The following is a 20,049-nucleotide window of genomic DNA, read 5'->3' as shown; positions in this document are numbered from 1 at the left end:
TCTGTAGTTTGAACCAACCTGGCGCCAACGTCACTCGGAAGACGCAATAAAAGCGAAGATATTCTGAGAAAAGCAGCTTAAATAACGCAAAAACCGCCCAATTAAGGGCGGTTCTGCTTCTCATTTAGACTTCGTTAAGCTGTACGTTGAGCAGCGTTGCGATTGCTTCTCCATACGCCGGATCCGCCTTGTAGAAATGCTGCAATTGACGATCAACCACGTCGGTGGAAACACCCGCCATGGCGCTGGCGATGTTATTGACCAACAGCGCTTTTTGCTCGTCACTCATCAGGCGGAACAGCGCACCGGCATGACTGTAATAGTCGGTATCTTCGCGATGATCGTAGCGATCGGCCGCACCACTCAAGGCCAGCGCAGGCTCAGCATAACGAGGCGCCTGCTTTGGCGACTCGATGTAGCTATTGGGCTCGTAGTTCGGTGCCGCACCGCCATTGCTGCCAAAAGCCATGGAGCCATCGCGCTGATAGGTATTCACCGGGCTGCGTGACGCGTTGACCGGCAACTGCTGGTGATTGGTGCCGACACGGTAGCGGTGCGCATCAGCGTAAGCGAACACACGACCTTGCAGCATGCGGTCTGGCGAAAGACCGACGCCTGGCACCATGTTGCTGGGGCCGAACGCGGCTTGCTCGACTTCGGCGAAGTAGTTCAGCGGGTTTCGATTGAGCTCCAACTCACCGACTTCGATCAACGGGAACTCCTTCTGCGACCAGGTCTTGGTCACGTCGAACGGGTTCTCGTAGTGTGCTGCGGCCTGGGCCTCGGTCATGATCTGAATGCACACACGCCATTTCGGAAAGTCACCGCGCTCGATGGCTTCGAACAGGTCGCGCTGGGCGTAATCCGGATCGGTGCCTGCCAGGCGCGCCGCCTCTGCAGGGGCGAGATTCTTGATCCCTTGTTGGGTCTTGTAGTGCCACTTGACCCAATGGCGCTCGCCATTGGCGCTGATCAGGCTGTAAGTGTGGCTGCCGAAGCCGTGCATGTGACGGTAGCCATCAGGAATACCCCGGTCGGAGAACAGAATGGTGACCTGGTGCAGCGCTTCCGGAGAGTGCGACCAGAAGTCCCACATGGCCTGTGCGCTTTTGAGATTGCTTTGCGGCAGGCGTTTTTGGGTGTGGATAAAGTCCGGGAATTTCAGCGGATCACGGATGAAGAACACCGGCGTATTGTTGCCGACAATGTCCCAGTTGCCTTCCTCGGTGTAGAACTTCAGCGCGAAACCACGAGGATCGCGCTCGGTATCCGCTGAACCGCGTTCACCACCGACAGTGGAAAATCGCAGGAAGGTTGGCGTTTGCTTACCGACGGTCTCGAAGAGCTTGGCGCTGGTGTATTGGGTGATATCCCGCGTAACAGTAAAGGTACCGTAGGCGCCTGAGCCTTTGGCGTGCACACGGCGTTCCGGGATGTTTTCGCGGTTGAAGTGTGCCAGCTTTTCGATCAGGTGGAAGTCGTCGAGCAGCAGTGGGCCGCGAGGGCCGGCGGAACGGGAATTCTGGTTATCGGCAACAGGAGCGCCACTGGCGGTGGTAAGCGTTTTGTTTTGGCTCATGCGATCTTCCTTCATCTATCGGTCTTGAACTGCCGGCTATCGGCTGAGAAGGAGTATTGATCATCGCTATGTCAGCTACAAATTCATTAATCTGTAGACATCGATAGAGAAATACTAATGATCATCCCCATCACATAATGACGACGTGACGAAGGAGAGACTTGTACAAAGGGCGCGTTTACTACAGGCACAAAAAACCGGGCACTAGGCCCGGTTTTTTGTTTCAGACTGACGTCTTACTCGGCAGATACAGCTTCGCCAGCAGTAGCACGATCAACCAACTCGACGTACGCCATAGGCGCGTTGTCGCCAGCGCGGAAACCGCACTTGAGGATGCGCAGGTAGCCACCCTCACGGGTAGCGTAACGCTTGCCCAGGTCGTTGAAGAGCTTACCAACGATAGCTTTCGAACGAGTACGGTCGAAAGCCAGACGACGGTTAGCAACGCTATCTGTCTTGGCCAAAGTGATCAGCGGCTCGGCAACGCGGCGCAGTTCTTTAGCTTTTGGCAGAGTCGTTTTGATCAGCTCGTGCTCGAACAGCGACACCGCCATGTTTTGGAACATGGCCTTGCGGTGCGAGCTGGTGCGGCTCAGGTGACGACCACTTTTACGATGACGCATGGTTCATTCCTTACCAAACACTACGTTCGGTGATTACGACGATCAGGCAGTCGCCTTGTCGTCCTTCTTAAGACTTGCAGGCGGCCAGTTGTCGAGGCGCATGCCGAGGGACAGACCGCGGGAGGCCAGAACGTCCTTGATTTCAGTCAAGGATTTCTTGCCCAGGTTCGGAGTCTTCAACAGCTCTACTTCGGTACGCTGAATCAGGTCGCCGATGTAGTAGATGTTTTCCGCCTTAAGGCAGTTAGCCGAACGTACAGTCAGTTCCAGATCGTCAACCGGGCGAAGCAGGATCGGATCGATCTCGTCTTCCTGCTCGACAACCACTGGCTCACTGTCACCTTTGAGGTCGACGAACGCAGCCAACTGCTGTTGCAGAATGGTTGCAGCACGGCGGATAGCCTCTTCAGGATCCAGGGTACCGTTGGTTTCCAGATCAATAACCAGCTTGTCCAGGTTAGTACGCTGTTCGACACGGGCGTTTTCCACCACGTATGCGATACGGCGAACCGGGCTGAACGAAGAGTCAAGCTGCAAGCGACCGATGCTGCGGCTTTCGTCTTCATCGCTCTGACGCGAGTCTGCCGGTTCATAACCACGACCACGAGCTACTACGAGCTTCATGTTCAGGGCGCCGTTAGACGCCAGGTTAGCGATTACGTGATCGGGGTTAACGATCTCGACATCATGATCCAGCTGAATATCGGCAGCGGTAACCACCCCCGAACCCTTCTTCGACAAGGTCAGCGTAACTTCGTCACGGCCGTGCAGCTTGATAGCCAGACCTTTAAGGTTCAACAGGATTTCAATTACGTCTTCCTGTACACCTTCGATGGCGCTGTACTCGTGGAGCACACCGTCAATCTCGGCCTCGACTACTGCACAGCCGGGCATTGAGGACAACAGGATGCGGCGCAGCGCGTTGCCCAGGGTGTGGCCAAAGCCACGCTCGAGAGGCTCGAGCGTGATCTTGGCGCGGGTTGGACTGACAACTTGCACATCAATGTGGCGAGGTGTCAGGAACTCATTTACCGAAATCTGCATGGATGCACCTATTTTCTAGCCCTTACTTGGAGTAGAGCTCGACAATCAGGCTTTCGTTGATGTCGGCGGACAGATCACTGCGAGCTGGAACGTTCTTGAAAACGCCCGACTTCTTCTCAGTGTCTACTTCTACCCATTCTACGCGGCCACGTTGGGCACACAGATCGAGAGCTTGGACAATGCGAAGTTGGTTTTTTGCTTTCTCGCGAACAGCGACCACGTCACCAGCACGAACCTGGTAGGACGGAACGTTAACGGTCTGACCGTTTACGCTGATCGACTTGTGCGATACCAGCTGACGGGATTCGGCACGAGTCGAACCAAAGCCCATACGGTATACAACGTTGTCCAGACGGCATTCGAGCAGTTGCAGCAGGTTTTCACCAGTTGCACCTTTCTTGCCAGCAGCTTCTTTGTAGTAGCCGCTGAATTGACGCTCGAGAACGCCGTAGATACGACGGACCTTCTGCTTTTCACGCAGTTGGGTGCCGTAGTCGGACTGGCGACCGCGGCGTTGGCCGTGGATACCAGGTGCTGCTTCAATGTTGCACTTCGATTCGATCGCGCGCACGCCGCTCTTCAGAAAGAGATCGGTGCCTTCGCGACGAGCGAGTTTGCATTTTGGACCAATGTAACGAGCCATTCTTTACAATCTCCTGGATTACACGCGGCGCTTCTTCGGCGGACGGCACCCGTTGTGCGGGATTGGCGTCACGTCGGTGATGCTGGCGATCTTGTAGCCACAGCCGTTCAAAGCGCGGACTGCGGATTCACGACCTGGACCTGGACCTTTGACGTTTACGTCGAGGTTTTTCAGGCCGTATTCCAGCGCAGCTTGACCAGCACGTTCAGCAGCTACTTGAGCAGCAAACGGGGTGGACTTGCGGGAACCGCGGAAACCCGAACCACCGGAGGTAGCCCAGGAAAGAGCGTTACCTTGACGGTCGGTAATGGTCACGATGGTGTTGTTAAAAGATGCATGGATGTGGGCGATGCCATCAACCACTGTCTTTTTAACTTTTTTACGAGGACGAGCAGCAGGTTTTGCCATGATAATTTTCCTGTCGATTCGCTGGGGCGATTACTTGCGGATCGGCTTACGCGGACCTTTACGGGTACGCGCGTTGGTCTTGGTACGCTGACCGCGTACTGGCAGACCACGACGATGACGCAGACCGCGATAGCAACCGAGGTCCATCAAGCGCTTGATTTTCATGTTGATTTCGCGACGCAGGTCACCTTCAGTGGTGAACTTCGCCACTTCGCCACGCAGCTGTTCAATCTGCTCGTCGCTCAGATCTTTGATCTTTGCTGCTGGGTTTACCCCAGTCTCTGCACAAATTTTCTGTGCAGTAGTGCGACCAACACCATAGATGTAGGTCAGCGAGATAACAGTATGCTTGTTATCTGGAATGTTAACGCCTGCAATACGGGCCATTCAGTGGGACTCCAATTGACAGCTACCTACGCCCCGGAAGCCAAGAAATAGGGCGCGAGATAATATCGCTGTAATAACAAATAATCAACCCGGCAGCGCACTAGCTGCCGGGCTTGAAGCACAATCACACTCAGCCTTGGCGCTGTTTGTGACGCGGTTCCGCGCTGCAAATTACTCGAACAACACCTTCGCGGCGAATAATCTTGCAGTTACGGCACAGCTTTTTCACCGATGCACGAACTTTCATCACCAACTCCTCGAACCTTATGGGTCAGCGCAGCATGCCGCTGCCGTAACCCTTCAGGTTGGCTTTCTTCATCAGGGATTCGTACTGGTGCGAAACGAGGTGCGATTGTACTTGGGACATGAAGTCCATCACAACCACGACGACGATCAGCAACGAGGTCCCGCCAAGGTAGAACGGAACGTTGGCTGCAACCACCAGGAACTGGGGCAACAGGCACACGGCCGTCATGTAAAGAGCACCGAACAGGGTCAAACGAGTCAGAACGCCATCAATGTAGCGCGCAGACTGCTCACCTGGACGGATGCCCGGAATAAAGGCACCGGACTTCTTCAGGTTTTCCGCTACGTCTTTCGGATTGAACATCAACGCCGTATAGAAGAAGCAGAAGAAAATAATCCCTGCACTAAACAGCAGAATATTCAACGGCTGACCAGGAGCGATCGACTGCGAGATGTCCTGCAACCAGCCCATACCTTCAGACTGACCGAACCAGGCACCCAGCGAAGCCGGGAACAGCAAAATGCTGCTCGCGAAAATGGCCGGAATAACACCGGCCATGTTCACTTTCAGCGGCAAGTGGCTAGTCTGCGCAGCGAAGACCTTGCGGCCCTGCTGACGCTTGGCGTAGTGAACAGCGATACGACGCTGACCACGCTCAATGAACACCACGAAACCGATGATCGCTACTGCCAGCAAACCGATGGCAACCAGGGCGAAGATGTTGATATCACCCTGACGTGCAGACTCGAAAGACTGCCCGATCGCTCTCGGAAGACCGGCGACGATACCCGAAAAAATCAACATCGAGATACCGTTGCCAACACCACGCTCAGTAATCTGCTCACCCAGCCACATCATGAACATCGCACCAGCCACAAAAGTGGTTACCGCGACGAAATGGAAGCTAAAGTCACCAGTGAACGAAACGCCCTGCCCCGCCAGACCAATGGACATGCCAATGGCCTGGACAAGAGCAAGGACGACAGTGAGGTAGCGGGTGTACTGGCTGATCTTGCGACGGCCAGCTTCACCTTCCTTCTTCAACTGCTCCAGCTGCGGGCTGACGGCTGACATCAGTTGCATGATGATCGATGCCGAAATGTACGGCATGATCCCCAGTGCAAAGATGCTCATCCGCTCCAGCGCGCCGCCGGAAAACATGTTGAACAAGCTAAGAATGGTCCCCTCATTCTGTCGAAACAGGTCCGCGAGTCGGTCCGGGTTGATACCTGGAACCGGGATGTGTGCGCCTATTCGGTAGACGATAATCGCCAGGAACAGAAAACGCAGACGAGCCCAGAGTTCAGACATACCGCCTTTGCCGAGCGCAGAGAGAGCACCTTGCTTAGCCATTTATTCCTCGAACTTGCCGCCAGCTGCTTCGATAGCCGCACGCGCACCTTTGGTGGCGCCGATTCCCTTGCCGATAGTGACAGCGCGAGTCACTTCACCGGACAGCATGATTTTCACACGCTGTACGTTGACGTTGATCACGTTGGCATCTTTCAGGGACTGCACGGTGACGATGTCGCCTTCCACTTTGGCCAGCTCGGACAGACGCACTTCTGCGCGGTCCATGGCTTTCAGGGAAACGAAACCGAACTTCGGCAGGCGACGATGCAGCGGCTGTTGACCGCCTTCAAAGCCTGGAGCAATGGTGCCACCGGAGCGGGAAGTCTGACCTTTGTGACCACGGCCACCAGTCTTACCCAAACCACTACCGATACCACGGCCCGGACGATGCTTTTCGCGACGGGAACCCGGCGCTGGACTCAGATCATTGAGTTTCATCGATTAACCCTCGACACGCAGCATGTAGTAAGCCTTGTTGATCATCCCGCGATTCTCGGGAGTATCCTGGACTTCTACAGTGTGACCGATGCGACGCAGACCCAGACCCTTAACGCACAGTTTGTGGTTAGGGATGCGGCCGGTCATGCTTTTGATCAGCGTAACTTTAACGGTAGCCATGATCAGAAGATCTCCTTGACGCTTTTGCCACGCTTGGCGGCAATGGATTCAGGAGACTGCATAGCCTTCAGACCCTTGAAAGTGGCGTGAACCACGTTTACAGGGTTAGTCGAGCCGTAGCACTTGGCCAGAACGTTCTGAACGCCAGCAACTTCGAGAACGGCACGCATAGCGCCGCCAGCGATGATACCGGTACCTTCAGAAGCAGGCTGCATGTACACCTTCGAAGCGCCATGGGCGGACTTCATTGCGTACTGCAGGGTGGTGCCGTTCAGATCAACCTGGATCATGTTGCGGCGAGCAGCTTCCATTGCCTTCTGGATCGCAGCAGGCACTTCACGCGACTTGCCACGGCCGAAGCCAACACGCCCTTTACCATCACCAACCACGGTCAACGCGGTGAAAGTGAAGATACGGCCGCCTTTAACGGTTTTGGCTACGCGGTTAACTTGAACCAGCTTCTCGATGTAGCCTTCGTCGCGCTTTTGGTCGTTATTTGACATAACTTAGAACTCCAGCCCAGCTTCACGAGCAGCATCAGCCAGCGCTTTAACGCGGCCGTGGTACTTGAAGCCAGAGCGGTCGAAAGCCACCTGCGAGACGCCAGCGGCCTTAGCACGCGTAGCGACCAGCTGGCCAACCTTAGTGGCCGCGTCGATGTTGCCAGTGGCGCCATCACGCAGTTCTTTATCCAAAGTCGAGGCGCTTGCCAGGACTTTGTTGCCGTCGGCCGAAATGACCTGGGCGTAGATGTGCTGCGAAGAGCGGAACACGCAGAGACGCACGACTTCGAGTTCGTGCATTTTCAGGCGTGCTTTGCGAGCGCGACGCAGTCGAGTAACTTTTTTGTCGGTCATTTGCTATGCCCTACTTCTTCTTGGCTTCTTTACGACGGACGACTTCGTCCGCGTAGCGCACACCTTTGCCTTTGTACGGCTCTGGTGGACGGAAGTCGCGGATCTCGGCGGCCACTTGACCTACCAGCTGCTTGTCGATGCCCTTGATCAGGATATCGGTCTGGCTAGGAGTCTCAGCGGTGATGCCTTCCGGCAGTTCGTAATCCACTGGATGCGAGAAGCCAAGAGCCAGGTTCAGCACTGTGCCTTTTGCTTGCGCTTTGTAACCAACACCGACCAGCTGGAGCTTGCGCTCGAAGCCTTGGCTTACGCCTTGGACCATGTTGTTTACCAACGCACGAGTGGTACCAGCCATTGCGCGAGTTTGTTGATCGCCATTGCGAGCAGCGAAACGCAGCTCACCAGCTTCTTCAACGATCTCAACGGACGAATGGATGTTCAGTTCGAGAGTGCCCTTGGCACCCTTCACCGAAAGCTGTTGGCCTGCGAATTTTACTTCGACGCCGGCTGGCAGCTTAACGGGGTTCTTAGCGACGCGAGACATGCTTATCCCCCCTTAGAACACAGTGCAAAGAACTTCGCCGCCGACACCGGCAGCGCGCGCAGCACGATCAGTCATCACACCCTTGTTGGTGGAGACGATAGACACACCGAGACCGCCACGAACTTTTGGCAGATCATCGACGGACTTGTACTGACGCAGGCCTGGACGGCTAACGCGCTTCACTTCTTCGATAACCGGACGGCCTTCGAAATATTTCAGCTCGATAGACAGCAGTGGTTTGGTTTCGCTGCTGATCTGATAACCCGCGATGTAACCTTCGTCCTTCAGGACTTTGGCAACAGCTACCTTCAACGTGGAAGATGGCATGCTTACGACGGACTTTTCAGCCATCTGGGCATTACGGATTCGAGTTAGCATGTCCGCTAACGGGTCCTGCATACTCATGGGCTAGACGCTCCTAATACAGAAAAATTAGCCTTGCGGCTACTACGTGTCGCCGAGAATCTCCGGGTAAAAAAACACGGGCTCAGGCGAGCCGGGTATTCTAGACACACTCCGGAAATGAAACAAGCCCCAAAAGGGGCTTGTTCCAGATTCAAGGCCACCGGTGGTCAGGTTCTTGCGAACCTTCGCACCGAGACTTTGACAGTACTTACCAGCTGGCTTTAACCAGACCTGGTACGTCACCACGCATTGCCGCTTCACGCAGTTTGTTACGGCCGAGGCCGAACTTGCGGTAAACGCCGTGTGGACGACCGGTCAGGCGGCAGCGGTTACGCATGCGCGAAGCGCTTGCGTCACGTGGCTGCTTCTGCAGGGCTACTGTAGCTTCCCAACGTGCTTCTGGACTTGCGTTCAGATCAACGATGATAGCTTTCAGTGCTGCACGCTTCTTGGCGTACTTGGCAACCGTGAGCTGACGCTTCAGCTCGCGGTTTTTCATGCTCATCTTGGCCATGGTCCTACTCCAATCAGTTGCGGAACGGGAATTTGAACGCACGCAGCAGAGCGCGGCCTTCATCATCGTTCTTGGCAGTGGTGGTCAGGGTGATGTCCAGACCGCGGAGAGCATCGATCTTGTCGTAGTCGATTTCCGGGAAGATGATCTGCTCTTTCACGCCCATGCTGTAGTTACCACGACCATCGAAGGACTTGGCATTCAGGCCGCGGAAGTCGCGAACCCGAGGCAGGGAGATCGACAGCAGACGATCCAGGAACTCGTACATACGCTCACGGCGCAGGGTCACTTTGACGCCGATCGGCCAACCTTCACGGACTTTAAAGCCAGCGATGGATTTGCGAGCGTAGGTCACAACGACTTTCTGGCCGGTGATCTTTTCCAGGTCAGCAACAGCGTGCTCGATGACTTTTTTGTCGCCGATCGCTTCGCCCAGACCCATGTTCAGGGTGATTTTGGTAACGCGCGGAACTTCCATCACGTTCGAAAGCTTAAGTTCTTCCTTAAGTTTCGGAGCGATTTCCTTCCGGTAAATCTCTTTTAGTCGTGCCATGGTCTTCTACCTAGCAGTGTTCAAGCATCAACCGCTTTTTGGGTCGACTTGAAGACACGAATTTTCTTACCGTCTTCTACTTTGAAACCAACGCGGTCAGCCTTGTTGGTTTCGCCGTTGAAGATGGCTACGTTAGAAGCGTGCAGTGGCGCTTCTTTCTCGACGATACCGCCTTGTACGCCCGACATCGGGTTAGGCTTGGTATGACGCTTGACCAGGTTCAGACCACCAACAACCAGACGGTTGTCAGCAAGAACCTTCAGCACCTTACCGCGCTTACCTTTGTCTTTGCCGGCGATCACGATGATCTCGTCGTCACGACGAATCTTTTGCATGTCGGATCTCCTTACAGCACTTCTGGGGCGAGCGAGACGATCTTCATGAACTTCTCAGTACGAAGTTCACGGGTCACTGGCCCAAAGATACGGGTGCCGATCGGCTCTTGCTTGTTGTTCAGAAGAACAGCAGCGTTGCCATCAAAGCGGATAATGGAGCCATCAGCACGACGTACGCCGTGACGAGTGCGGACTACAACAGCAGTCATCACTTGGCCTTTTTTCACTTTACCGCGAGGAATTGCTTCCTTAACGGTAACCTTGATGATGTCACCGATACCAGCGTAACGACGATGGGAGCCACCCAGCACCTTGATGCACATAACGCGGCGAGCGCCGCTGTTATCGGCCACATCGAGCATGGATTGAGTCTGAATCATATAATTTCTCCGACCCCTAGTCCTTAGACTTCCACAGCGCGTTCGAGAACATCAACCAGCGCCCAAGACTTGGTCTTGGCCAAAGGACGAGTTTCACGAATAGTGACTTTGTCGCCGATGTGGCACTGATTGGTTTCGTCGTGCGCGTGCAGCTTAGTCGAACGCTTAACGTATTTACCGTAGATCGGGTGCTTAACGCGACGCTCGATCAGAACGGTGATGGTTTTGTCCATCTTGTCGCTGACAACACGGCCAGTCAGCGTACGGACAGTTTTTTCGGCTTCAGCCATGATTACTTACCTGCCTGCTGGTTGAGCACAGTCTTCACGCGAGCGATGTCACGCTTAACTTGCGAGAGCAGATGAGACTGCCCCAACTGGCCAGTTGCTTTCTGCATACGCAGATTGAACTGGTCGCGCAGCAGGCCGAGCAGTTGCTCGTTCAGCTGCTGTGCGGATTTTTCACGAAGTTCATTCGCTTTCATCACATCACCGTCCGTTTAACAAAGGAGGTGGCGAGCGGCAGCTTTGCAGCAGCCAGGGCGAAAGCCTCACGCGCCAGCTCTTCAGAAACACCCTCGATTTCATACAGGACTTTGCCTGGCTGAATCTGGGCAACCCAGTATTCCACGTTACCCTTACCTTTACCCATCCGAACCTCGAGAGGCTTTTTGGAGATCGGCTTGTCCGGGAATACACGGATCCAGATCTTGCCGCCACGTTTTACGTGACGGGTCAGAGCACGACGTGCTGACTCGATCTGACGAGCGGTGAGACGACCACGAGCTACAGACTTCAGCGCGAACTCGCCGAAGCTGACTTTGCTACCGCGCAATGCCAGGCCACGGTTGTGACCAGTCATTTGCTTGCGGAACTTCGTACGCTTTGGTTGCAACATTTGGCGTACCCCTTACTTAGCAGCTTTTTTACGAGGCGCTGGTGCTTGTGGTTTCAGTTCTTCTTGGCGACCACCAATTACTTCGCCTTTGAAGATCCAAACCTTTACACCGATCACACCGTAGGTGGTGTGAGCTTCGTAGTTGGCATAGTCGATGTCGGCACGCAGGGTGTGCAGTGGCACACGACCTTCGCGATACCATTCAGTACGTGCGATTTCAGCACCGCCGAGACGACCGCTCACTTGGATTTTGATGCCTTTGGCACCAATGCGCATTGCGTTCTGTACAGCGCGCTTCATAGCGCGACGGAACATTACGCGACGCTCCAGCTGCTGAGCTACGCTCTGCGCAACCAGCATACCGTCGAGTTCCGGCTTGCGGATCTCTTCGATATTGATGTGCACAGGCACACCCATTTGCTTGGTCAGGTCCTGGCGCAGTTTCTCAACATCTTCACCTTTCTTCCCGATAACGATACCTGGACGAGCGGTGTGGATGGTGATACGTGCAGTTTGGGCCGGACGATGGATATCGATACGGCTTACGGACGCGCTTTTTAGTTTGTCTTGGAGATACTCACGCACCTTCAGATCTGCGAGCAAATAGTCCGCATAAGTCCGACCGTCTGCGTACCAGACGGAGGTGTGCTCCTTGACGATTCCCAGGCGAATGCCAATGGGATGTACTTTCTGACCCATCTCTTCGACTCCGTTACTTGTCAGCAACCTTGACAGTGATATGGCAAGACCGCTTGACGATGCGATCAGCACGGCCTTTGGCACGTGGCATGATGCGCTTCAGCGAACGCCCTTCGTTGACGAAAACGGTGCTGACCTTCAGGTCATCAACGTCTGCGCCTTCGTTATGCTCGGCGTTGGCTACGGCCGACTCCAGCACTTTCTTCATGATCTCGGCGGCTTTCTTACTGCTGAAAGCCAACAGGTTGAGCGCTTCGCCCACCTTCTTCCCGCGGATCTGGTCGGCGACCAAGCGGGCTTTCTGGGCGGAGATTCGAGCGCCCGACAACTTAGCGGCTACTTCCATTTCCTAACCCCTTAACGCTTGGCTTTCTTGTCTGCCACGTGCCCACGATAAGTGCGGGTACCGGCGAACTCGCCCAGTTTGTGGCCGACCATGTCTTCGTTAACGAGAACTGGGACGTGTTGACGACCGTTGTGTACTGCGATGGTCAGACCGACCATTTGTGGCAGGATCATCGAACGACGCGACCAGGTTTTCACCGGTTTGCGATCGTTCTTTTCCGCCGCCACTTCGATCTTCTTCAGTAGGTGAAGATCGATAAAAGGACCTTTTTTCAGAGAACGTGGCACTGTCGTATCCCTCTATTTACTTGCGACGACGGACGATCATTTTGTCGGTACGCTTATTACCACGAGTCTTCGCGCCCTTAGTCGGGAAGCCCCATGGCGATACCGGATGACGACCACCAGAGGTACGACCTTCACCACCACCATGTGGGTGGTCAACCGGGTTCATGGCAACACCACGAACGGTTGGGCGAACGCCACGCCAGCGTTTGGCACCAGCTTTACCCAGCGAACGCAGGCTGTGCTCGGAGTTCGAGACTTCGCCCAGGGTCGCGCGGCATTCAGCCAGCACTTTACGCATCTCACCAGAACGCAGACGCAGGGTCACGTAAACGCCTTCACGAGCGATCAGCTGAGCCGAAGCACCAGCGGAACGAGCGATCTGAGCGCCTTTACCTGGCTTCAATTCGATGCCGTGTACGGTGCTACCAACTGGAATGTTACGCAGTTGCAGAGCGTTACCTGGCTTGATTGGAGCCAGTGCGCCTGCGATCAGCTGGTCGCCAGCACTCACGCCTTTAGGGGCGATGATGTAGCGACGCTCGCCATCTGCGTACAGCAGCAGAGCGATGTGAGCAGTACGGTTTGGATCGTATTCGATACGCTCGACAGTGGCAGCGATGCCATCTTTGTCGTTGCGACGGAAGTCGACCAGACGATAATGCTGCTTATGACCACCACCGATGTGACGAGTGGTAATACGGCCATTGTTGTTACGACCACCAGACTTCGACTTCTTCTCGAGCAGCGGTGCGTGAGGAGCGCCTTTATGCAGCTCCTGGTTGACCACCTTGACCACAAAACGGCGGCCAGGGGAAGTCGGTTTGCATTTAACGATTGCCATGATGCACCCCTTCCTTACTCAGCACTGCTGCTGAAATCGAGATCTTGGCCTGGCTGAAGGGAGATAACTGCCTTCTTCCAGTCATTACGCTTGCCCAGACCGCGAGCAGTGCGCTTGCTCTTACCCAGAACATTCAGGGTAGTAACACGCTCTACTTTCACGCTGAACAGGCTTTCGACGGCCTTCTTGATTTCCAGCTTGGTTGCGTCAGTAGCAACCTTGAAAACGAACTGGCCTTTCTTGTCTGCCAGAACCGTAGCCTTCTCGGAAACGTGCGGGCCAAGCAGAACTTTAAATACGCGTTCCTGGTTCATCCCAGCAGCTCCTCGAATTTCTTCACGGCCGACACGGTGATCAACACCTTGTCGTATGCGATCAGACTAACTGGATCGGAACCTTGCACGTCACGTACATCTACGTGTGGCAGGTTACGAGCAGCCAGGTACAGGTTCTGATCAACAGCGTCCGACACGATCAGAACGTCGGTCAGGCTCATGTTGTTCAGTTTGCCCAGCAGGTCTTTGGTTTTCGGCGTTTCAACGGCGAAATCCTGAACCACGACCAGACGATCAGTACGCACCAGCTCAGCAAGGATGGAACGCATTGCTGCGCGATACATCTTCTTGTTCAGCTTCTGGGAGTGATCCTGAGGACGAGCTGCGAAAGTGGTACCGCCGCCACGCCAGATTGGGCTACGGATAGTACCAGCACGAGCACGGCCAGTACCTTTCTGACGCCATGGGCGCTTACCGCCACCACGAACGTCGGAACGGGTCTTTTGCTGCTTGGAACCCTGACGACCGCCAGCCATGTAGGCTACGACTGCTTGGTGAACCAGCGTCTCGTTGAATTCGCCGCCAAATGTCAGTTCGGAAACTTCGATCGCTTGAGCGTCATTTACATTTAATTGCATGTCAGCTTCCCCTTAACCGCGAGCCTTGGCTGCTGGACGTACAACCAAGTTGCCGCCAGTAGCGCCAGGAACAGCGCCCTTGACCAACAACAGATTGCGTTCAGCGTCCACGCGCACTACTTCGAGGGACTGCACGGTCACGCGCTCAGCGCCCATATGACCGGACATTTTTTTGCCCTTGAATACACGACCAGGAGTCTGGCACTGGCCGATAGAGCCTGGAACGCGGTGGGATACGGAGTTACCGTGGGTGTTATCTTGCCCGCGGAAATTCCAACGCTTGATCGTACCCTGGAAGCCTTTACCCTTGGACTGACCGGTTACATCAACCAGTTGACCAGCGGCGAAGATTTCAGCGTTGATCAGATCGCCGGCCTGGTACTCGCCTTCTTCAAGGCGGAATTCCATTACGGTACGACCAGCGGCAACGTTCGCTTTAGCGAAGTGGCCAGCCTGAGCTGCTGTTACACGCGAAGCACGACGCTCGCCGACAGTGACTTGCACTGCACGATAGCCATCGGTCTCTTCAGTTTTGAACTGGGTGACGCGATTCGGTTCGATCTCAATGACCGTGACCGGAATGGAGACACCTTCTTCGGTGAAAATACGGGTCATACCGCATTTACGACCGACTACACCAATAGTCATGTTGTAAACCTCATGAGTGTACGGGGCTTTCACCCGCTATGGCCGCCCATTTCAGAGCGTTACACGACTAAGACCGAGTCTTAGCCGAGGCTGATCTGCACTTCCACACCGGCCGCAAGATCAAGCTTCATAAGTGCATCAACGGTTTTATCCGTTGGCTGGACGATGTCCAGAACGCGCTTATGAGTACGGATCTCGTACTGGTCACGCGCGTCTTTGTTGACGTGCGGGGAGACCAGAACGGTGAACCGCTCTTTACGGGTAGGCAGTGGAATTGGACCACGCACTTGAGCACCAGTACGTTTCGCGGTTTCCACGATTTCCTGGGTGGATTGGTCGATCAGGCGATGGTCAAAAGCCTTCAACCTGATACGGATTTGCTGATTTTGCATTGGATTTCAGACTCCGGCTGCTATTCCCACCGGGCGCAATACGCCCGTTAAAAGGAGGCGCAATTCTATAGACGCCCCAGATAGGTGTCAACCCAATAAAAAAGGCCCCCGCTGAGCGGGGGCCTTTTCAAAACATCAAAGCTGTCTCGGTGAGGAGATTACTCGATGATTTTAGCTACAACGCCAGCACCAACGGTACGGCCGCCTTCACGGATAGCGAAGCGCAGACCGTCTTCCATTGCGATGGTTTTGATCAGGGTAACAGTCATCTGAATGTTGTCACCTGGCATTACCATTTCAACGCCTTCTGGCAGCTCGCAGTTACCGGTCACGTCAGTAGTACGGAAGTAGAACTGTGGACGGTAGCCTTTGAAGAACGGAGTGTGACGGCCGCCTTCTTCCTTGCTCAGAACGTAAACTTCTGCGGTGAACTTGGTGTGCGGCTTAACCGAACCTGGCTTAACCAGAACCTGACCACGCTCAACGTCGTCACGCTTGGTGCCACGCAGCAGAACGCCGCAGTTCTCGCCAGCACGACCTTCGTCGAGCAGCTTGCGGAACATCTCAACACCGGTGCAGGTGGTGGTGGTGGTGTCACGCAGACCAACGATTTCCAGTGCATCTTGAACGCGAACGATACCGCGCTCGATACGACCAGTCACAACAGTACCACGACCCGAGATCGAGAATACGTCTTCGATTGGCATCAGGAATGGCTTGTCGATAGCACGCTCTGGCTCTGGGATGTAGGTGTCCAGAGTTTCAACCAGCTTACGAACGGCAGTGGTGCCCATTTCGTTGTCGTCTTTGCCTTCCAGCGCCATACGAGCAGAACCGATGATGATCGGAGTGTCGTCGCCTGGGAAGTCATAGGTGGACAGCAGGTCGCGAACTTCCATCTCAACCAGTTCCAGCAGCTCAGCGTCGTCTACCAGGTCAGCCTTGTTCAGGAAAACCACGATGTACGGAACGCCTACCTGACGGGACAGCAGGATGTGCTCACGGGTTTGTGGCATCGGACCATCAGCGGCCGAGCAAACCAGGATCGCGCCGTCCATCTGGGCAGCACCGGTGATCATGTTCTTCACGTAGTCAGCGTGACCTGGGCAGTCAACGTGAGCGTAGTGACGAATGTTCGAGTTGTACTCGACGTGCGCGGTGTTGATGGTGATACCACGAGCTTTTTCTTCTGGAGCGCTGTCGATCTTGTCGAATTCAACTACGGCCGAACCGAAAACTTCGGAGCAGACGCGAGTCAGAGCAGCGGTCAGAGTGGTTTTACCGTGGTCAACGTGGCCGATGGTGCCAACGTTTACGTGCGGTAGGGAACGATCAAATTTTTCTTTAGCCACGACAATTAACTCCTTGCCTAAAGGACTGAATCAGCCTTGTTTTTTGGTAACGGTTTCGACGATGTGCGACGGAGCCGTATTGTATTTTTTGAATTCCATAGAGTAGCTTGCGCGACCCTGGGACATCGAACGAACGTCGGTCGCATAACCGAACATCTCGCCCAACGGAACTTCAGCACGGATAACCTTACCGGAAACCGTATCCTCCATACCCAGAATCATGCCGCGACGACGGTTCAGGTCGCCCATCACGTCACCCATATAGTCTTCAGGCGTAACAACCTCTACCGCCATGATCGGCTCGAGCAACTCACCACCGCCCTTCTGGGCCAGTTGCTTGGTCGCCATGGAAGCAGCCACCTTAAACGCCATCTCGTTCGAGTCGACGTCGTGGTAAGAACCATCAAACACGGTAGCCTTCAGGCCGATCAGCGGATAGCCGGCAACTACGCCGTTCTTCATCTGCTCTTCGATACCCTTCTGGATAGCCGGGATGTATTCCTTAGGAACCACACCACCCACTACTTCGTTCACGAATTGCAGACCTTCCTGACCTTCGTCAGCAGGAGCAAAACGGATCCAGCAGTGACCGAACTGGCCACGACCGCCGGACTGACGAACGAACTTGCCTTCGATTTCGCAATTCTTCGTGATGCGCTCACGATACGAAACTTGAGGCTTACCGATGTTGGCTTCGACGTTGAACTCACGGCGCATCCGGTCAACCAGGATGTCCAGGTGCAACTCGCCCATGCCGGAGATGATCGTTTGACCAGTCTCTTCATCAGTTTTGACGCGGAAAGACGGGTCTTCCTGAGCAAGTTTGCCCAGAGCGATACCCATTTTTTCCTGGTCATCCTTGGTCTTAGGCTCTACGGCAACCGAAATAACCGGCTCCGGGAAGTCCATGCGAACCAGGATGATTGGCTTGTCAGCGTTGCAGAGGGTTTCACCAGTGGTGACGTCCTTCATGCCGATCAGGGCCGCGATGTCGCCAGCGCGTACTTCCTTGATCTCTTCACGGGCGTTTGCGTGCATTTGCACCATACGACCCACGCGCTCTTTCTTGCCTTTAACCGAGTTGATCACGCCGTCGCCGGAGGCCAACACGCCCGAGTAAACGCGGACGAAGGTCAAGGTACCCACGAATGGGTCGGTAGCGATCTTGAACGCCAGAGCCGAGAACGGCTCGTTGTCGTCTGCATGACGCTCCATCATTTCTTCCTCGTTATCAGGGTTGGAACCCTTGATAGCAGGAATGTCGACTGGAGCCGGCAGGTAGTCGATAACGGCGTCGAGAACCAGGGGAACACCCTTGTTCTTGAACGAAGAACCGCAAACAGCCAGGACGATTTCGCCAGCGATAGTACGCTGACGCAGAGCGGCCTTGATTTCCTCGATGGTGAGCTCTTCACCTTCCAGGTACTTGTTCATCAGCTCTTCGCTGGCTTCGGCCGCGGCCTCTACCATGTTGCTGCGCCACTCTTCAGCCAGTTCCTGCAGTTCAGCAGGGATGGCTTCGCGACGTGGAGTCATGCCCTTGTCAGCATCGTTCCAGTAAACCGCTTCCATGGTCATCAGATCGATCTGACCCTGGAAGTTGTCTTCGGAACCGATAGCCAACTGGATCGGCACCGGAGTGTGACCCAGACGCTGCTTGATCTGAGCGATCACGCGCAGGAAGTTCGCGCCGGCACGGTCCATCTTGTTCACGTAAACGATACGTGGAACACCGTACTTGTTGGCTTGACGCCATACGGTTTCGGACTGCGGCTCAACGCCGGAAGTACCACAGAACACAACGACAGCGCCGTCGAGTACACGCAGGGAACGCTCAACTTCAATGGTGAAGTCTACGTGGCCCGGGGTATCGATGACGTTGAAGCGGTATTGGTCTTTGTGCTGCTTCGCAGAACCCTGCCAGAAGGCGGTAATAGCAGCAGAAGTAATGGTAATACCACGCTCCTGCTCCTGAACCATCCAGTCAGTGGTCGCAGCGCCGTCGTGCACTTCGCCCATCTTGTGGCTTTTGCCAGTGTAAAAAAGGACGCGCTCGGTGGTGGTGGTTTTACCAGCATCCACGTGAGCAACGATACCAATGTTACGGTAGCGGTTAATCGGTGTAGTACGAGCCATAAAGCCCTCGCAAAATGAGTGACGCTAAAATTAGAAGCGGTAGTGCGAGAAAGCTTTGTTAGCTTCAGCCATACGGTGCACGTCTTCACGCTTCTTAACTGCAGCACCTTTACCTTCGGCAGCGTCCAACAGTTCGCCAGCCAAACGCAGAGCCATAGACTTCTCGCCGCGCTTACGGGCGAAGTCTACCAACCAGCGCATTGCCAGAGCGTTACGACGGGACGGACGAACTTCAACCGGAACCTGGTAAGTAGCACCGCCTACACGGCGCGACTTTACTTCGACCAGCGGAGCGATGGCGTCGAGAGCTTTCTCGAAGATTTCCAGGGGGTCGCTGTTCTTGCGTTCTTTAACCTTTTCCAGCGCGCCATAAACGATACGCTCGGCAACGGCTTTCTTGCCGCTTTCCATCACGTGGTTCATGAACTTGGCCAGGATTTGGCTTCCGTATTTTGGATCGTCAAGCACTTCGCGCTTGGCTGCTACGCGTCTTCTTGGCATGGATAAGCCCTCAAACGGTCTTCAGGTTCGCTCGGAATCGGTGCCCGTTACGGGACGCCTCCGACCTTACTCTTATCGACTCAGAAAAATAGAAATCAGTTTTTTGCAGCAAGCGACCATTACTTCGGACGCTTGGTACCGTACTTCGAACGACCCTGGTTACGACCTTTAACGCCGGAAGTATCCAACGAACCGCGAACGGTGTGGTAACGAACACCTGGCAAGTCTTTTACACGACCGCCGCGGATCAGTACCACGCTGTGCTCTTGCAGGTTGTGGCCTTCACCGCCGATGTACGAGGAAACCTCGAAACCGTTGGTCAGGCGCACACGGCATACTTTACGCAGTGCCGAGTTAGGTTTTTTCGGCGTGGTGGTGTACACACGGGTGCACACGCCACGGCGTTGCGGGCAGTTCTGCAGCGCAGGCACGTCGGATTTCTCGACGATACGCTTACGCGGCTGACGTACCAGCTGGTTGATAGTTGCCATCTACTAGCTCCACTGTTGTCTTGCGACGCTATTGTCTTGCAAGAAAAGCAAAATGG

At 54.8% G+C, this 20,049-nt stretch carries 33 protein-coding genes; all 33 read right to left on the bottom strand.

Annotation, left to right across the window (positions count from 1 at the left end; all coding sequences use genetic code 11):
- Window positions 1-124: 124 nt before the first annotated feature.
- The 33 genes from SOP95_RS17420 to rpsL all read right to left on the bottom strand — a co-directional run bounded on the left by SOP95_RS17420 (window position 125) and on the right by rpsL (window position 19,993).
- The gene (locus SOP95_RS17420) at window positions 125-1,579 is read right to left on the bottom strand and encodes a catalase (RefSeq protein WP_323607754.1); all 1,455 of its coding nucleotides are present in this window, start codon (window positions 1,577-1,579) and stop codon (window positions 125-127) included.
- Between the two features lie 236 nt (window positions 1,580-1,815).
- Window positions 1,816-2,202, bottom strand: coding sequence for a 50S ribosomal protein L17 (gene rplQ / locus SOP95_RS17415; RefSeq protein WP_007970429.1), 387 nt, complete (start codon window positions 2,200-2,202; stop codon window positions 1,816-1,818).
- A gap of 42 nt (window positions 2,203-2,244) precedes the next feature.
- Complete coding sequence (locus SOP95_RS17410) at window positions 2,245-3,246, bottom strand: DNA-directed RNA polymerase subunit alpha (protein WP_007970428.1); 1,002 nt, start codon at window positions 3,244-3,246, stop codon at window positions 2,245-2,247.
- 22 nt (window positions 3,247-3,268) lie between these two features.
- Window positions 3,269-3,889 (bottom strand): 30S ribosomal protein S4, encoded by a 621-nt coding sequence (gene rpsD / locus SOP95_RS17405; RefSeq protein ID WP_003176404.1) that lies wholly within the window; start codon window positions 3,887-3,889, stop codon window positions 3,269-3,271.
- Window positions 3,890-3,907: 18 nt separating this feature from the next.
- Window positions 3,908-4,297: a 30S ribosomal protein S11 gene (gene rpsK / locus SOP95_RS17400; RefSeq protein WP_002555466.1), complete on the bottom strand. Its 390-nt coding sequence runs from the start codon at window positions 4,295-4,297 to the stop codon at window positions 3,908-3,910.
- Between the two features lie 30 nt (window positions 4,298-4,327).
- On the bottom strand, window positions 4,328-4,684 hold the full coding sequence (rpsM, locus tag SOP95_RS17395; RefSeq protein WP_009045849.1) for a 30S ribosomal protein S13: 357 nt from the start codon (window positions 4,682-4,684) through the stop codon (window positions 4,328-4,330).
- Window positions 4,685-4,814: 130 nt separating this feature from the next.
- Window positions 4,815-4,931, bottom strand: a complete 117-nt coding sequence (gene rpmJ / locus SOP95_RS17390) for a 50S ribosomal protein L36 (protein ID WP_002555468.1) — start codon at window positions 4,929-4,931, stop codon at window positions 4,815-4,817.
- 24 nt (window positions 4,932-4,955) lie between these two features.
- Complete coding sequence (secY, locus tag SOP95_RS17385) at window positions 4,956-6,284, bottom strand: preprotein translocase subunit SecY (protein WP_274074389.1); 1,329 nt, start codon at window positions 6,282-6,284, stop codon at window positions 4,956-4,958.
- Window positions 6,285-6,722 carry a 50S ribosomal protein L15 gene (gene rplO, locus SOP95_RS17380; RefSeq protein ID WP_003228720.1) on the bottom strand — a complete coding sequence of 146 codons (438 nt, stop codon included), beginning with the start codon at window positions 6,720-6,722 and terminating at the stop codon, window positions 6,285-6,287.
- A gap of 3 nt (window positions 6,723-6,725) precedes the next feature.
- Complete coding sequence (rpmD, locus tag SOP95_RS17375; protein WP_003176408.1) at window positions 6,726-6,902, bottom strand: 50S ribosomal protein L30; 177 nt, start codon at window positions 6,900-6,902, stop codon at window positions 6,726-6,728.
- Window positions 6,903-6,904: 2 nt separating this feature from the next.
- Complete coding sequence (rpsE, locus tag SOP95_RS17370) at window positions 6,905-7,405, bottom strand: 30S ribosomal protein S5 (RefSeq protein WP_003186035.1); 501 nt, start codon at window positions 7,403-7,405, stop codon at window positions 6,905-6,907.
- Between the two features lie 3 nt (window positions 7,406-7,408).
- A complete protein-coding gene (rplR, locus tag SOP95_RS17365; protein ID WP_003186037.1) occupies window positions 7,409-7,759 on the bottom strand; it encodes a 50S ribosomal protein L18 in 351 nt (116 codons plus the stop codon).
- Between the two features lie 10 nt (window positions 7,760-7,769).
- Window positions 7,770-8,303: a 50S ribosomal protein L6 gene (gene rplF / locus SOP95_RS17360; protein ID WP_003176412.1), complete on the bottom strand. Its 534-nt coding sequence runs from the start codon at window positions 8,301-8,303 to the stop codon at window positions 7,770-7,772.
- A 12-nt stretch (window positions 8,304-8,315) separates the two neighbouring features.
- A complete protein-coding gene (rpsH, locus tag SOP95_RS17355; protein ID WP_008065722.1) occupies window positions 8,316-8,708 on the bottom strand; it encodes a 30S ribosomal protein S8 in 393 nt (130 codons plus the stop codon).
- A gap of 208 nt (window positions 8,709-8,916) precedes the next feature.
- Window positions 8,917-9,222 carry a 30S ribosomal protein S14 gene (gene rpsN, locus SOP95_RS17350; RefSeq protein WP_003176414.1) on the bottom strand — a complete coding sequence of 102 codons (306 nt, stop codon included), beginning with the start codon at window positions 9,220-9,222 and terminating at the stop codon, window positions 8,917-8,919.
- Between the two features lie 13 nt (window positions 9,223-9,235).
- Window positions 9,236-9,775, bottom strand: a complete 540-nt coding sequence (gene rplE / locus SOP95_RS17345) for a 50S ribosomal protein L5 (protein WP_003210069.1) — start codon at window positions 9,773-9,775, stop codon at window positions 9,236-9,238.
- Window positions 9,776-9,795: 20 nt separating this feature from the next.
- Complete coding sequence (gene rplX / locus SOP95_RS17340; protein WP_003186046.1) at window positions 9,796-10,110, bottom strand: 50S ribosomal protein L24; 315 nt, start codon at window positions 10,108-10,110, stop codon at window positions 9,796-9,798.
- Window positions 10,111-10,121: 11 nt separating this feature from the next.
- A complete protein-coding gene (rplN, locus tag SOP95_RS17335) occupies window positions 10,122-10,490 on the bottom strand; it encodes a 50S ribosomal protein L14 (RefSeq protein WP_002555479.1) in 369 nt (122 codons plus the stop codon).
- A 23-nt stretch (window positions 10,491-10,513) separates the two neighbouring features.
- Window positions 10,514-10,780 carry a 30S ribosomal protein S17 gene (rpsQ, locus tag SOP95_RS17330; protein WP_003176419.1) on the bottom strand — a complete coding sequence of 89 codons (267 nt, stop codon included), beginning with the start codon at window positions 10,778-10,780 and terminating at the stop codon, window positions 10,514-10,516.
- Between the two features lie 2 nt (window positions 10,781-10,782).
- Window positions 10,783-10,974 carry a 50S ribosomal protein L29 gene (gene rpmC / locus SOP95_RS17325; protein ID WP_002555481.1) on the bottom strand — a complete coding sequence of 64 codons (192 nt, stop codon included), beginning with the start codon at window positions 10,972-10,974 and terminating at the stop codon, window positions 10,783-10,785.
- Window positions 10,974-11,387, bottom strand: coding sequence for a 50S ribosomal protein L16 (gene rplP, locus SOP95_RS17320; protein ID WP_003228729.1), 414 nt, complete (start codon window positions 11,385-11,387; stop codon window positions 10,974-10,976). The genes rpmC and rplP overlap by 1 nt, the downstream gene beginning before the upstream one ends.
- A 12-nt stretch (window positions 11,388-11,399) precedes the next feature.
- Window positions 11,400-12,086 (bottom strand): 30S ribosomal protein S3, encoded by a 687-nt coding sequence (gene rpsC / locus SOP95_RS17315; RefSeq protein WP_008065719.1) that lies wholly within the window; start codon window positions 12,084-12,086, stop codon window positions 11,400-11,402.
- A gap of 13 nt (window positions 12,087-12,099) precedes the next feature.
- Window positions 12,100-12,432, bottom strand: coding sequence for a 50S ribosomal protein L22 (gene rplV, locus SOP95_RS17310; protein ID WP_003103908.1), 333 nt, complete (start codon window positions 12,430-12,432; stop codon window positions 12,100-12,102).
- Window positions 12,433-12,443: 11 nt separating this feature from the next.
- Window positions 12,444-12,719 (bottom strand): 30S ribosomal protein S19, encoded by a 276-nt coding sequence (rpsS, locus tag SOP95_RS17305; protein ID WP_002555486.1) that lies wholly within the window; start codon window positions 12,717-12,719, stop codon window positions 12,444-12,446.
- A 16-nt stretch (window positions 12,720-12,735) separates the two neighbouring features.
- A complete protein-coding gene (rplB, locus tag SOP95_RS17300) occupies window positions 12,736-13,560 on the bottom strand; it encodes a 50S ribosomal protein L2 (protein WP_003186055.1) in 825 nt (274 codons plus the stop codon).
- Window positions 13,561-13,574: 14 nt separating this feature from the next.
- On the bottom strand, window positions 13,575-13,874 hold the full coding sequence (gene rplW / locus SOP95_RS17295) for a 50S ribosomal protein L23 (RefSeq protein ID WP_002555488.1): 300 nt from the start codon (window positions 13,872-13,874) through the stop codon (window positions 13,575-13,577).
- A complete protein-coding gene (rplD, locus tag SOP95_RS17290; protein WP_003228735.1) occupies window positions 13,871-14,473 on the bottom strand; it encodes a 50S ribosomal protein L4 in 603 nt (200 codons plus the stop codon). The genes rplW and rplD overlap by 4 nt, the downstream gene beginning before the upstream one ends.
- 12 nt (window positions 14,474-14,485) lie before the next feature.
- Window positions 14,486-15,121: a 50S ribosomal protein L3 gene (gene rplC / locus SOP95_RS17285; protein ID WP_003186059.1), complete on the bottom strand. Its 636-nt coding sequence runs from the start codon at window positions 15,119-15,121 to the stop codon at window positions 14,486-14,488.
- An 80-nt stretch (window positions 15,122-15,201) separates the two neighbouring features.
- A complete protein-coding gene (gene rpsJ / locus SOP95_RS17280; RefSeq protein WP_003186070.1) occupies window positions 15,202-15,513 on the bottom strand; it encodes a 30S ribosomal protein S10 in 312 nt (103 codons plus the stop codon).
- A 158-nt stretch (window positions 15,514-15,671) separates the two neighbouring features.
- Window positions 15,672-16,865, bottom strand: a complete 1,194-nt coding sequence (tuf, locus tag SOP95_RS17275; protein ID WP_008065716.1) for an elongation factor Tu — start codon at window positions 16,863-16,865, stop codon at window positions 15,672-15,674.
- Between the two features lie 30 nt (window positions 16,866-16,895).
- Window positions 16,896-19,001 carry an elongation factor G gene (gene fusA / locus SOP95_RS17270; protein ID WP_034148075.1) on the bottom strand — a complete coding sequence of 702 codons (2,106 nt, stop codon included), beginning with the start codon at window positions 18,999-19,001 and terminating at the stop codon, window positions 16,896-16,898.
- Window positions 19,002-19,031: 30 nt separating this feature from the next.
- On the bottom strand, window positions 19,032-19,502 hold the full coding sequence (rpsG, locus tag SOP95_RS17265) for a 30S ribosomal protein S7 (protein WP_002555493.1): 471 nt from the start codon (window positions 19,500-19,502) through the stop codon (window positions 19,032-19,034).
- 119 nt (window positions 19,503-19,621) lie between these two features.
- Window positions 19,622-19,993, bottom strand: coding sequence for a 30S ribosomal protein S12 (gene rpsL, locus SOP95_RS17260; RefSeq protein WP_003186084.1), 372 nt, complete (start codon window positions 19,991-19,993; stop codon window positions 19,622-19,624).
- Between the last annotated feature and the right edge of the window lie 56 nt (window positions 19,994-20,049).

The organism is Pseudomonas sp. YuFO8 (assembly GCF_035065025.1).
GTDB classification, from domain to species: Bacteria; Pseudomonadota; Gammaproteobacteria; order Pseudomonadales; family Pseudomonadaceae; genus Aquipseudomonas; species Aquipseudomonas putida_AE.
Note: the sequence above shows the minus strand (reverse complement) of the source record. Positions and strands in the feature narration are given on the sequence as shown.